This is a genomic window from Mycobacterium sp. 852002-51163_SCH5372311 (genome assembly GCF_001667115.1).
Classification (GTDB): Bacteria; Actinomycetota; Actinomycetes; order Mycobacteriales; family Mycobacteriaceae; genus Mycobacterium.
The window spans coordinates 186,392-198,833 of sequence record NZ_LZIJ01000055.1 but is presented as its reverse complement, the minus strand read 5'-3'; the positions used below and the strand labels follow the sequence as shown (position 1 = coordinate 198,833).

Annotated in this window: 12 protein-coding genes; 5 read left to right on the top strand and 7 right to left on the bottom strand. The window is 65.6% G+C overall.

Going from position 1 to position 12,442, the window contains the following annotated elements; translation table 11 throughout:
- Positions 1-24: 24 nt before the first annotated feature.
- From A5791_RS07405 to fadD3, 3 genes are read right to left on the bottom strand one after another with little or no spacing between them, the layout of a single operon-like run.
- Positions 25-987, bottom strand: coding sequence for an acyl-CoA dehydrogenase family protein (locus A5791_RS07405; protein ID WP_067233395.1), 963 nt, complete (start codon positions 985-987; stop codon positions 25-27).
- 9 nt (positions 988-996) lie between these two features.
- On the bottom strand, positions 997-2,133 hold the full coding sequence (locus A5791_RS07400; RefSeq protein ID WP_067233393.1) for an acyl-CoA dehydrogenase family protein: 1,137 nt from the start codon (positions 2,131-2,133) through the stop codon (positions 997-999).
- A 12-nt stretch (positions 2,134-2,145) separates the two neighbouring features.
- Positions 2,146-3,690, bottom strand: coding sequence for a 3-((3aS,4S,7aS)-7a-methyl-1,5-dioxo-octahydro-1H-inden-4-yl)propanoate--CoA ligase FadD3 (fadD3, locus tag A5791_RS07395; RefSeq protein WP_067233390.1), 1,545 nt, complete (start codon positions 3,688-3,690; stop codon positions 2,146-2,148).
- Positions 3,691-3,744: 54 nt separating this feature from the next.
- Between fadD3 and ipdE1 the strand changes: the two genes are divergently transcribed.
- The 5 genes from ipdE1 (at position 3,745) to A5791_RS07370 (ending at position 8,844) form a co-directional block, all read left to right on the top strand.
- A complete protein-coding gene (ipdE1, locus tag A5791_RS07390) occupies positions 3,745-4,893 on the top strand; it encodes an acyl-CoA dehydrogenase IpdE1 (protein ID WP_067233387.1) in 1,149 nt (382 codons plus the stop codon).
- Complete coding sequence (gene ipdF, locus A5791_RS07385) at positions 4,890-5,678, top strand: (5R,7aS)-5-hydroxy-7a-methyl-1-oxo-2,3,5,6,7,7a-hexahydro-1H-indene-carboxyl-CoA reductase (RefSeq protein WP_067233385.1); 789 nt, start codon at positions 4,890-4,892, stop codon at positions 5,676-5,678. Before ipdE1 ends, ipdF begins: the two co-directional genes overlap by 4 nt.
- Positions 5,679-5,723: 45 nt before the next feature.
- Entirely contained in the window at positions 5,724-6,356 is a 633-nt protein-coding gene (gene kstR2 / locus A5791_RS07380) for a TetR family transcriptional regulator KstR2 (protein ID WP_067233382.1), read from the top strand.
- Positions 6,349-7,509 carry a steroid 3-ketoacyl-CoA thiolase FadA6 gene (fadA6, locus tag A5791_RS07375; protein ID WP_067233379.1) on the top strand — a complete coding sequence of 387 codons (1,161 nt, stop codon included), beginning with the start codon at positions 6,349-6,351 and terminating at the stop codon, positions 7,507-7,509. The genes kstR2 and fadA6 overlap by 8 nt, the downstream gene beginning before the upstream one ends.
- Before the next feature lie 75 nt (positions 7,510-7,584).
- Complete coding sequence (locus A5791_RS07370) at positions 7,585-8,844, top strand: phosphatidylserine decarboxylase family protein (RefSeq protein ID WP_082966797.1); 1,260 nt, start codon at positions 7,585-7,587, stop codon at positions 8,842-8,844.
- A 69-nt stretch (positions 8,845-8,913) separates the two neighbouring features.
- Here A5791_RS07370 and ipdC read toward each other — a convergent pair whose 3' ends face one another.
- Genes ipdC through echA20 form a run of 4 tightly spaced genes read right to left on the bottom strand, consistent with a single transcriptional unit; the run spans position 8,914 to position 12,420 of the window.
- Positions 8,914-9,981: a (3aS,4S,5R,7aS)-5-hydroxy-7a-methyl-1-oxo-octahydro-1H-indene-4-carboxyl-CoA dehydrogenase gene (ipdC, locus tag A5791_RS07365; protein WP_067233373.1), complete on the bottom strand. Its 1,068-nt coding sequence runs from the start codon at positions 9,979-9,981 to the stop codon at positions 8,914-8,916.
- Positions 9,981-10,736 carry a cholesterol ring-cleaving hydrolase subunit IpdB gene (gene ipdB, locus A5791_RS07360; protein ID WP_156661050.1) on the bottom strand — a complete coding sequence of 252 codons (756 nt, stop codon included), beginning with the start codon at positions 10,734-10,736 and terminating at the stop codon, positions 9,981-9,983. The genes ipdC and ipdB overlap by 1 nt, the downstream gene beginning before the upstream one ends.
- Complete coding sequence (gene ipdA / locus A5791_RS07355) at positions 10,733-11,617, bottom strand: cholesterol ring-cleaving hydrolase subunit IpdA (RefSeq protein ID WP_067233526.1); 885 nt, start codon at positions 11,615-11,617, stop codon at positions 10,733-10,735. The genes ipdB and ipdA overlap by 4 nt, the downstream gene beginning before the upstream one ends.
- Before the next feature lie 50 nt (positions 11,618-11,667).
- Positions 11,668-12,420, bottom strand: coding sequence for a (7aS)-7a-methyl-1,5-dioxo-2,3,5,6,7,7a-hexahydro-1H-indene-carboxyl-CoA hydrolase (echA20, locus tag A5791_RS07350; protein WP_067233368.1), 753 nt, complete (start codon positions 12,418-12,420; stop codon positions 11,668-11,670).
- Between the last annotated feature and the right edge of the window lie 22 nt (positions 12,421-12,442).

The following is a 12,442-nucleotide window of genomic DNA, read 5'->3' as shown; positions in this document are numbered from 1 at the left end:
CTGCATCGTCGCCGGCGAAGGTCATTACAGCGCCTCCAGGACTCGTCGGCGGTGCTCCTGCGGCGTACCCCACGCCGACCGCAACGCCTGCACCCGCAGCAGCCATAGTGACAGGTCATGTTCCTGGGTGAACCCGATGGCGCCATGAGTCTGGAGGGCAGAGCGCGCGGCCAGCAGGCCCGCCTCCGCGGCGGCAACTTTGGCGGCGCTTACCGCGCGGGCGCTCGCGGCCGGTTCATCGGCCAGCGCCAAAGCGGCGCCATAGACCAGCGGACGAGCCAGCTCGATGGCGATATGCACGTCTGCGAGTTTGTGTTTGATCGCCTGATACGAGCCGATCACCCGGCCGAACTGAGAGCGCTGCTTGGCGTAGTCGACGGCCGCGTCGAGCAGCGACTGTGCTGCGCCGACGAGCTGCGCCGCGGTGGCCAGCACGCCCAACTCGTAGGCTCGCGTGACTTCTCCCTTTGAGGCCTGCCAGCTCGCGCCGGTTGCTGCGACGTCGTAGAGGCGACGGCTGGGGTCGACGGACTCATACTCTGTGCCGGCTTCGGCCTCGGCGACTGTGCTGCCGTCGGCCAGTAGCACCAGCCCGGCCGTATCGGCGTCGACGGCGCGCGGTACGTGCGGTGGCATTGCGACGGTGGCGATCAACTCACCGGAAGCCAGCTCGGCACAGCGACCGTCTTCAGCAAGCAAAACCGGTGCCACGGCAATGGATTCGGCGACCGGGCCAGGCACGCACCAGCGGCCGAGTCGTTCGAGGGCCACCACCAGGTCGACCGGATGAGCCTCGATACCGTCGAACTTCTCCGGCACCAGCAGGGCGGTGACGCCGAGGTTGGCCAACTGTTCCCAAACCTTGCGGCCGGGTGTGACGTCGCCCGCTGACCACGCACGCACCGCGCCGGGCAGGTCCGCGGCGCCGAGAGCGGCGTCGATGCTGGCGGCGAAGTCGCGTTGCTGTTCGTCGAGTGCGAATTCCATCAGCGTTTTCTACCCCTTCTTTTCTCGAGGCAGACCCAGCAGCCGTTCCGCAATGATATTGCGCTGGATTTCGTTGGTGCCGGCGTAGATGGGCCCGCCCAAGGCGAACAGCAGGCCTTCGGTCCACCGGCCGGCGAGCTCTCCGTCGGCGGCGAGGAGGTCCAGCGCGGTCTGATGCAGTTCGACGTCGAGTTCGGACCAGAACACCTTGGTCACCGACGATTCGGCGCCCAACTCTCCGCCGCTGGCCAGCCTGGTGACCGTGCCGAAGGTTTGCAGTCGGTAGGCCTGGGCCCTGATCCATCCGTCGGCAACCCGTTCGGCGAACTCCGGTGGCGAGCCGCGGTCCTTCCACAGCTGCACCAGCCGTTCTGCCACGGCGAGAAAACGGGCCGGACTGCGCAACGACATACCGCGTTCGTTGCTTGACGTGGACATGGCCGCGCGCCATCCGTCGTTCGGGGTCCCGATGACGTCCTCGTCGGGAACGAAGACGTCGTCGAGGAAGATTTCACCGAATCCGGTGTCGCCGCCCAGCTGGACGATCGGGCGCACCGTGACGCCCTTGGCCTTCAGGTCGAACATAAAATATGTCAGCCCGCTATGTCTTTCGGCCGCGGTATCGGACCGGAACAGCCCGAAGCCCATCTCGGCGAAGGGGGCTCGCGAACTCCAGATCTTCTGTCCGTTGAGCAGCCAGCCGCCGTCCGTCCGGGTAGCGGTGGACCGCAGCGACGCCAGGTCGCTGCCGGATTCGGGTTCCGACCAGGCCTGCGCCCAAATCTGTTCGCCACTGGCCATTTTGAGCAGAATGCGGTCCAGCTGGTCTTCGGTACCGTGCGTGAACAGCGTGGGGGCCAGCATCGAAGTGCCGTTGGCGCTGGCCCTTCCCGGCGCCCCGGCGCGGAAGTACTCCTCCTCGAACACCACCCAGTGCAGCAGCGGTGCGTCGCGGCCGCCGTACTTCTCCGGCCAGGTGATGACCGACAGGCCGGCGTCGAAAAGCACTCGATCCCAACGACGGTGCTGGGCAAAGCCTTCCGCGTTGTCGTAGGACTTGGTGGGGATCGACTCCCGGTTGGCGGAGAGGAAGTCCCGGACTTCGGCCTGGAAGGCCAGCGTCTCTTCGTCGAATGCGAGGTCCATTTCAGGTCCGTTTCAGTCCAGTTCTCGCAGTTGGGGTTTGACCACTTTGCCGCCGGCATTGCGGGGCAACGCGTCGACGAACCGCACCGATCGCGGTGCCTTGAAGTTCGCCAGATGCTCACGGGTGTAGGCGATCACCGACGCCTCGTCGAGGCCGGCGCCGGGCCGGGCGACCACGAACGCTCGGCCGACCTCGCCCAGTCGCTCGTCGGGAACACCGATCACCGCAGCGTCGACCACGCCGTCCATCCGGGCCAGCACCTGCTCGACCTCGGCGGGGTAGACGTTGAACCCGCCGCAGATGTACATGTCCTTTAGCCGGTCGGTGATTCGCAGGTTGCCGGCGTCGTCGACGGTTCCGATGTCGCCGGTGTGCAGCCATCCGTCGGCGTCGATGGCGGCGGCGGTTGCTTCCGGGTCGTCCAGGTAGCCCAACATCACGTTCGGTCCGCGCAGCAGGACTTCTCCTGTTGCAGAGCCGTTTTGCGCGTCGATGCGCAATTCGAAGTCGGCGAAGGGCCGTCCGCATGTGGTGGCCACGGTCACCGCGTCGTCTTCGGCGCGGCACATGGTCCCCATGCCGTTGGCCTCGGTCAGTCCGTAGGCCGTCAGCACGATGTCGATGTCGAGTTCGGACTGCATGCGTTCCACCAGCACCACGGGCACGGTGGCCGCGCCGGTGACAGCGAAGCGCAGCGAGCTCAGGTCGTAGTCGCGGCGCGCTGGGTGGTCGAGCAGCGTCTGGTAGATGGTCGGCGGCCCGGGCAGCACAGTGATGCGGTGTCGCTCGATTGCCTGCAGCGTGCGCAACGGATCGAAAGTCAGGTGCGGGATCAGCGTCGCCCCGGTTTGCAGGCAGGCCAGAATGCCGGCCTTGTAGCCGAAGTTATGGAAGAACGGATTGATGCACAGGTAGCGGTCGTCGCTGGTGATCTTGCCGTTGGCCGCCCAGGACGCCGACCCGGCCAACGACTGCCGGTGGGCGCACAGCACGCCTTTGCTGCGGCCGGTGGTGCCGGAGGTGAACAGAATGTCGCTGACGTCGTCGGGGGTGACGGCGGCGGCGCGGGTGACCACCTCGGCGGGGTCGCCACCGGCAGCCATGAAGTCGTCCCACGTGCCGTCGTTTTCCTCGATGGGAATCCGCACGATGTGCCGCAGCGCGGGCAACGCTTGAGAGTTCGGGCGGTCGAGGTTGCTCGCCCGGTCGGCGCCGAGGAACCGGCCCGCCGCGAACAGCACCGGCGCACCGGTCCGGCCCAGGATGTCGGCGGCTTCCTCGGCCGTATAACGCGTGTTCAAGGGCACCATGGCGGCGCCGGCGTGGTGGATCGCCAGGCAGGCCACCACCCAGTGCCAGGTGTTCGGCGACCAGATGGCAACCCGGTCTAACGGCTGCACACCGAGGGTGATCAGCGCAGCGGACGCACGGTAGACCTCGTCGCGCAGCGACGCGGCCGTGAAGCTGCGATCCTCGGTGATCAGCGCGTCGTGGTCGGGCAACCGGCGCGCCAAACGATCCAGCGCCGCGGGCACGGTGCGGGGATCGCTCGACATTGGTGACGCTCCTGGGCTAACAAAGCAAGTGCTTGGTAGGTTAGCCTACAGGTCATGCAGGACGTCGAGGAGTTCCGGGCGGAGGTCCGCCAGTGGCTGGCCGACAATCTCGTCGGCGAATTCGCAGCTCTCAAGGGTCTCGGCGGCCCCGGTCGGGAACACGAGGCCTTCGAGGAACGGCGGGCGTGGAACCGGCATCTGGCCAAAGCCGGACTGACCTGCCTGGGCTGGCCGGTCGAGCATGGTGGACGCGGACTGTCGACCGCGCACCGGGTGGCGTTCTACGAGGAGTACGCCCGCGCCGACGCGCCGGACAAGGTCAACCACTTCGGCGAGGAACTGCTGGGGCCGACGCTGATCGCGTTCGGCACCCCCGAACAGCAGCAGCGCTTTTTGCCGCGCATCCTCGATGTCACCGAGCTGTGGTGCCAGGGCTATTCGGAGCCCGGCGCCGGCAGCGACCTGGCCAACGTCTCTACCACCGCGGAACTCGACGGCGATCAGTGGGTGATCAACGGCCAGAAGGTGTGGACGTCGCTCGCGCACCTCTCGCAGTGGTGTTTTGTGGTCGCGCGCACGGAGAAGGGCTCCAAGCGGCATGCTGGGCTGTCGTATTTGCTGGTGCCGCTGGACCAGCCGGGTGTCCAGGTCCGGCCGATCGTCCAGATCACCGGCACCGCGGAGTTCAACGAGGTGTTCTTCGACGATGCGCGGACCGACGCCTCGTTGGTGGTCGGACAGCCCGGCGACGGGTGGCGGGTAGCGATGGGAACGCTGACGTTCGAGCGCGGCGTCTCGACCCTCGGCCAGCAGATCGTGTATGCCCGTGAGCTTTCCAATCTGGCCGAGCTGGCGCGGCGTAACGGCGCGACCGAAGATCCGTTCATCCGGCGGCGGCTGACGCGGGCGTGGACCGGGCTGCGGGCCATGCGCTCCTACGCCCTGGCGACCATGGATGTCGAGCAGCCGGGTCAGGACAATGTGTCGAAGTTGTTGTGGGCCAACTGGCATCGTGATCTGGGCGAGCTGGCGATGGACGTGGTCGGCAAACCGGGGATGAGCCTGCCCGACGGCGAATTCGACGAATGGCAACGGCTGTACCTGTTCACCCGAGCCGACACCATCTACGGCGGATCCAACGAAATCCAGCGCAACATCATTGCCGAGCGGGTGCTCGGCCTGCCGAGGGAGGTCAAGGGTTGAGTTTGTCGGAGGCGCCCAAAGAGATTGCCGGACATGGGCTTTTGGAAGGCAAGGTGGTGGTGGTAACCGCGGCCGCGGGCACCGGCATCGGTTCGGCGACCGCGCGTCGCGCCCTGACCGAGGGTGCCGACGTGGTGATCTCCGATCATCACGAACGACGGCTGGGGCAGACGGCCGAAGAACTTGCCACGCTGGGGCTGGGCCGGGTCGAAAGCGTGCTGTGCGATGTCACGTCCACCGCCCAGGTTGACGCGCTGCTGGAATCGACCACCGCTCGCATGGGCCGCCTCGACGTCCTGGTCAACAACGCCGGGCTGGGCGGGCAGACTCCGGTGACCGATATGACCGACGACGAATGGGATCGCGTCCTGGATGTGACGCTGACGTCGGTGTTTCGCGCCACGCGTGCGGCGCTGCGCTATTTCCGCGAGGCGAAGCACGGTGGTGTGATCGTCAACAATGCCAGCGTGCTGGGCTGGCGCGCACAGCACTCGCAGGCGCACTATGCGGCCGCCAAGGCGGGCGTGATGGCGCTGACCCGTTGCAGCGCAATCGAAGCCGCCGAGTACGGCGTCCGCATCAACGCGGTGTCGCCCAGCATCGCGCGGCACAAGTTCCTGGACAAAACCACGCCGGCCGAGCTGCTTGACCGGTTGGCGGCCGGCGAAGCGTTCGGCCGCGCCGCAGAGCCGTGGGAGGTTGCGGCCACCATCGCGTTTCTGGCCAGTGACTACTCCAGCTATCTCACTGGCGAGGTGATCTCGGTATCGAGCCAGCATCCATGACGCCTGCAGGTGGCCAAGCAAGCGCTTGGTTGATACTCTGATCGGATGGACCGCGTGACCGGTTCGGCCAACAGCCGGCGAGACGAGTTGCTGGAACTCGCCGCGTCGATGTTCGCCGAACGCGGATTGCGGGCCACCACCGTGCGCGACATCGCGGACGGCGCCGGCATCCTGTCGGGCAGCTTGTACCACCACTTCTCCTCGAAAGAGGAGATGGTCGACGAGTTGCTGCGCGGATTTTTGGACTGGTTGTTCGCCCGCTATCGGGAGATCGTCGACGGCGAATCCAATCCGCTCGAGCGGCTCAAGGGGCTGTTCATGGCATCGTTCGAGGCCATCGAGCATCGGCATGCGCAGGTCGTCATCTATCAGGACGAGGCCCAGCGGCTGTTGTCGCAACCTCGGTTCTCTTACATCGAGGACATGAACCGGCAGCAACGCAAGATGTGGGTCGAGGTGCTCAATCAGGGCATCGACGAGGGATACTTCCGGTCCGATCTCGACGTTGACCTCGTCTACCGTTTCATCCGGGACACCACCTGGGTGTCGGTGCGCTGGTATCAACCTGGCGGACCGCTCACCGCCGAACAGGTGGGGCAGCAATACCTCGCCATCGTGCTGGGCGGGATCACGGCGGAATCCAAAAAGATTGACGAAGGAGTCGACACAAATGACTGAGGCGTACGTCATCGACGCTGTACGTACCGCGGTTGGCAAGCGGGGTGGCGCACTGGCCGGGGTACATCCCGTCGACCTCGGTGCCCTGGCCTGGCGCGGTCTGCTCGACCGGGCCGACGTGGACCCGGCGGCCGTCGACGATGTGATCGCCGGTTGTGTCGACGCCATCGGGGGCCAGGCAGGCAACATCGCCCGGCTGTCATGGCTGGCCGCGGGATATCCCGAAGAGGTCCCAGGAGTCACCGTAGACCGGCAGTGCGGCTCCAGCCAACAGGCCATTTCCTTTGGGGCACAAGCGATCATGTCCGGCACCGCCGACGTCATCGTGGCCGGCGGCGTGCAGAACATGAGCCAGATCCCGATCTCTTCGGCGATGACGGTCGGGGAGCAGTTCGGCTTCACCTCGCCGACGAGCGAATCCAAGCAGTGGCTGCATCGCTACGGCGATCAGGAGATTTCCCAGTTCCGCGGCTCGGAGTTGATCGCAGAGAAGTGGAACCTGTCCCGCGAAGAGATGGAGCGCTACTCGCTGACCAGCCATGAGCGCGCGTTCGCGGCGATCCGCGGCGGCCACTTCGACAACGAAATCCTCACTGTCGAAACGGGTTCCGGCCCGTTCCGGGTGGACGAGGGTCCCCGTGAGTCGTCGCTGGAAAAGATGGCCGGTCTCAAGCCGCTGGTCGAGGGGGGCCGGCTGACGGCGGCGATGGCCAGTCAGATCTCCGACGGCGCCAGCGCCGTACTGCTGGCTTCCGAGCAGGCCGTCAAAACCCACGGCCTCAAGCCGCGGGCCCGTATCCACCACATCAGTGCCCGCGCCGCCGACCCGGTGTTCATGCTGACCGGGCCCATCCCCGCCACCCGCTATGCGCTGGAAAAGACAGGTCTGTCCATCGGCGACATCGACACCGTCGAGATCAACGAGGCCTTCGCGCCGGTAGTTCTGGCCTGGCTCAAGGAGATCAAGGCCGATCCGGAGAAAGTCAATCCCAACGGCGGCGCCATCGCGCTCGGGCATCCGCTGGGTGCCACCGGGGCGAAGCTGTTCACCACAATGCTCAACGAGCTCGAGCGCATCGAAGGTCGTTACGGGCTGCAGACCATGTGCGAGGGTGGCGGCACCGCCAACGTGACCATCATCGAACGCCTCTAAACTGCCCGCGCATCGCGGCCGCCCCTGGCGAGTCCGGGGATGTTTCCTTTTCGGTGCCGCGGCTATGTGTCCGGTATGACTTCACGCAGTAGGGACAAAAGCGCACCGCAGCTAGCCGGCTGGCTGCCTTCGGACCAAGAAGATCTGGAGTCCTGGCTCGAGGGCCATGGTGACCGGACCGCGCGCCGCGGCGAGGATGTCGAGCTCCATCCCGTACTCGCCGAGTTTCAACAGTTGATCGACACCGATCCGGTGGTGCGGCTGTATCTCAACGAGATGATCGCGCAGGTCCCCCAGCGCAAGCCTTACCAGAAGCGTCACCTGCATGACGTGCCACAGCTCCTGCGCATGATCAACGAGGTGCTGACCATGGCACCCGAGTTCGGCGACAATGCGGTAACCCTGCCGCTCAACGCAATTCTGGACTGGACGATGGGCACACCCGCCGGATTCGCCGCCTACCGCGATCCCCGGGTCAACGCAATATTGAAGAAGATTCTCAACGCATGGTGCGAGTTCCTCAGTAGCGCGGACTCGTTGTATGTGCTGAACGATTCGCCGTCAGGCTGGAAGTGCGAGGCCGCAAGACGCGCGGTGGGCATCGAGGAGTTCGTGCACCATCCGGCTGACGAGCACTGGGGCTTCAAGTCGTGGAATGACTTCTTCACCCGACGCTTCACCGAAGGCGCGCGCCCGGTCGCCTCTCCCGAGGACGAAAAGGTAATAGTCAGCGCCTGCGAGTCCACGCCCTACCGCATCAGCACCGGCGTGCAACGTCAGGACCGCTTCTGGATCAAAAGACAACCCTATTCACTCAACGACCTGCTGGCGAACGACGATGCGGTCGATCAGTTCGTCGACGGCACGGTGTACCAAGCGTTTTTGAGTGCCACCAACTATCACCGGTGGCATAGCCCCGTCGCCGGCACCATCGTGCGGGCTTTCGTCAAGGAAGGCACGTACTACTCCGAAGACGATTCGGAGGGCGCTGAGGCGCTAGACCCGACGACCTCGCAGTCCTATCTGGCCCACGTCGCCACCCGCGCGATCATTCTGATCGAGGCGGACGATCCCTGCATCGGGCTGCTCGCCTTCCTGGGGGTGGGCATGTCGGAGGTGTCCTCTTGCATCATCGATCCGGACGTCAAGCCCGGCTATCACGTCGCGAAGGGGGATGAACTGGGCTACTTCCAGTTCGGCGGCTCTACCGAGTGCCTCATCTTTCGTCGCGGCGCGATCGCTGACGTCAACCTGGCCGCCGTCCCCCAGCCGCAGAACCCCAACCCGCCGCTGGTTCGCGTACGATCAAGGCTCGCCGTTGCGGCTAACACCTAGGACCCTCGAGTAGACGCAAAAGCACCCAAAACCGTTGGTTTAAACAGCTTTTGCGTCTGCTCGGCCAAGCTACTCCACCAGCGCCGACGCCGCCCGGAGGTGCTTGATCGCGTCTTGCACGATCGACTCGATGAGCTCGGCGCACGACGGCAGGTCCTCGATGATGCCGGCCACTTGCCCGGATGCCAGCACTCCGGCGTCGGTATTGCCCTCGACCAGTCCGGCCTTCAGCAACATCGGAGTGTTGGCCGCCATTACCACCTGCGACCAGCTCAGATCCTTGCCGTGCCGCATGGCCAGGCCATCCTGGACCATCGATCGCCAGGTCATCTGCGACATCCGCTTGAACTTCGCGGCATTGCGCACCGCCGCCGTGAAACCCCTTGCCCGCGAACCGCTTTCCAGCTTTTCGACCAGCCCGGTGCGCAGCACCCGGTGCGGCATCCCGTCCACCCGCGTGGTGACTACGGTGCCGTCCAGTGCCGCCTCCAGATAACGTCGCTTGACCGCCTCGGGCACGGTGGAATCCGACGTCAGCAGAAATCGGGTGCCCATCGCAACCCCGGCGGCGCCGTAGGACAGCGCCGCGGCCAAGCCGCGGCCGTCGAAGAAACCACCCGCGGCAACAACCGGAATTCCAGTGCCCTGAACAGCATCCAATACCGACGGCAACAGCAGCGTCGTTGCGACGGGACCGGTGTGTCCGCCCCCTTCGCCGCCCTGCACTATCATCGCGTCGGCACCCCAGGCAGCGACCTTGCGCGCATGTTTGGCCGCGCCGATCGACGGAATCACCACCGCCCCGGCCTTTTTCAGCCTGGCTATCAATTCCTGCCTGGGCGCGAGCGCGAACGACGCCACCTTCACGCCTTCGCGGATCATCAGCTCGACGCGGTCGCCTGCATCGGCTGCGTCGGCGCGAATGTTCACCCCGAACGGCTTGTCGGTGGCCGCCTTGACCTTGCCGATAGCCGTCGCCAGCTCGTCCAGCGTCATCGTGGCCGACGCCAAAATGCCCAGCCCGCCCGCGTTGGCCGTGGCCGATACCAGGCGAGCGCCGGCCACCCAGCCCATCCCAGTCTGTACCACCGGATGCTCGATACCGACCAGCTCGGTCAGCGGTGTTCGCAGCCGCACTAGCGGATCTCTCTGTCCCGCAGTGCCTTCGGATCGATGACCTCGCGGATCAGCCGTAGCTCGTCGTCGGTCGGCAGCCTGGTTTCCTCGGCCTCGTCGAGACCATGGATATCGAACGACGTCGCTTCGCGCACCTCGTCGGGAGCCACACCTGGGTGCAGGCTGAGCGCGCGCATCGTGTGCTCCGGGCCGTCGAAGTCGAAGACCCCGAGGTTGGACACCACTCGGTAGACGTTGACGAACCGGAAAGCCGGGTTCTCCGCGTCCACCTTGTCGTAGCCGATTCCGGCGACGATGTCGACGGTGTCGGTGAACACCCGCTTCGAATGGTTGCCCACCCAATAGCTGGTCGCATGGTTGATGGTGTTACCCGGTGAGCCGCGGACCCCGAACATCTGCCGGGTCGGCTGCTGCAGTGGTCCGAACGCCGAGATGTTCTGATTGCCATGGCGGTCAACCTGATTGGCGCCCATCACCACATGCCGCCGCCCCCACGCCAGCGTTTCGAACACGCGGCCAAACGGCATCCAGCCCTCGACGGCTCCCGTCTTACCCAGGGCCGGGGTATCAGCCAGGAGTTGGGCTTCGCCGTCGGTCAACAGGATGTCAGGGGAGAAAGTCAACCGCGCCAGACGAGCGCCGACCGACGCCATGTTTGTCATCGGGCTGATCATGATCTCGCCTGCGGCCCTAAATAATTCGGCGCATGCGACCACGCACACCTCGGCCCTGGTGGCAGTCACTTCTCTCGTCATGACGAGGCCTCCTCACCGAATGCGCGCACGGCCGCTTGATAGTCGTCTTCGCTGCCTGACAAATAGGTCTGCACGAACCGCTGCCAGCCTTCTTCCGTCGAGGCGGCCTCGGCGTAATGCCGTTGGAACTTCTCGTCGCGTCCGTAATCCGGTGCCGCGGTGGTGAAGTGGGCACCACCGGGGGCTTCCACGACGGCGTCGACCATCATCCGGTTGATCAGCAACGCCTGCGGCGGCACCGCTTTGACCAGCTCCTCGGTGGAGACGATGCGCTCCACCGACAAGAAGCGCTTCTCGGCGGCCATCAGGAACAGGTCGTCGAAGTAGGGATCGATGCCGGTGTAGGCCGCATTGCCTTGGCTGTCACCAAGATTCAAGTGGGCAAACGCCGCGTCGAGGCGCAGCGCGGGCATGGCGATCAGCGTTTCGTGTCCGCCCTCGGGTGCGGGGTACGGGCTGGTGACGGTTTGCAGTTCGCCCTCCCAGAAGTCGGGCACCGAACTGCCCAGCCCGGCGCGGATCGGCAGGAAAGGCAGTCGCTGTGCGGCGGCCTGCAATCCGCAGCGCAGCATGCCTTCGTCCATCTCGCGGGCTTCGATGGCTCCGCTGGTGCGGGCCTTGGCGAACCACGGGTCGTAGAAAGGCGGCGAGTCCAGCGAGACGAACCCGTAGTACACGCGCTTCACCTTGCCCGCCGAGCACAGCAGGCCCAGATCGGGTCCGCCGTAGGTGACTACGGTCAGGTCGGTGACGTCGGTGCGCAGCAGGGCCCGCACGAACGCCATGGGCTTGCGCCGCGATCCCCAGCCGGCGATGCCGATGGTCATGCCGCTGCGCAACTGGCTGACGGCGTCGTCGAGCGTGGTCCTTTTGTCGGGCACTATGCGCCGCTCCTCCACATCGCTCTTGAACTCTGCATCGTCGTCGGCGGTCATGATTTCTTCACAAACGCGTCGCGGTGCTCGTCGGAGACACCGGCCAGGTTGAGTTCGAACGTAAAGCCTTGCTCCATGCGGTAACTCGAGTTGACCCGTTGCACGTCGATGAAGTTGAGCGCTTCCTTGGCCGCCCGGATGACGCGGGTGTCCTTGGCGGCGATGTCGCGGGCCACGCGTAATGCGGCCTCGTCGAGTTCGTCGCGCGGCACCACCTCGTGTACCGAGCCGAAATGATGCAGGGTGGCGGCGTCCACGGTGGCCGCGGTGAAGAACAGCCGTCGCATCAGGTGCTGCGGTACCAGCCGGGACAGATGGGTGGCCGCGCCGAGCGCGCCGCGTTCCACCTCCGGCAGGCCGAAGGTGGCGTCGTCGGAGGCGACGATGACGTCGGAGTTGCCCACCAGTCCGATGCCGCCGCCGACGCAGAATCCGTTCACTGCGGCGATGACGGGCACGGCGCACTCGTAGACCGCGCGGAAGGCGGCGAAGCAGCCGCGGTTCGCGTCGATAAGTGCGGTATAGCCCTGAGAAGCTTGAGTGCGCTGCATCTCCTTGATGTCCACGCCGGCGTTGAAGCCGCGGCCCTCGGCGCGCAGGATCACCGCGTGGGTTTCCGGGTTGTCGCCGGCCGCGGTTATGGCATCGGCCAGCTCGAACCACCCGCGCGACGGGATGGCGTTGACGGGCGGGTAGTCGACGGTGACCGCGACTATGCCCGGTTCGGTTTGAGCGGTTGTGATGGTCATGGCACTTCCTGTGGGACCCAGC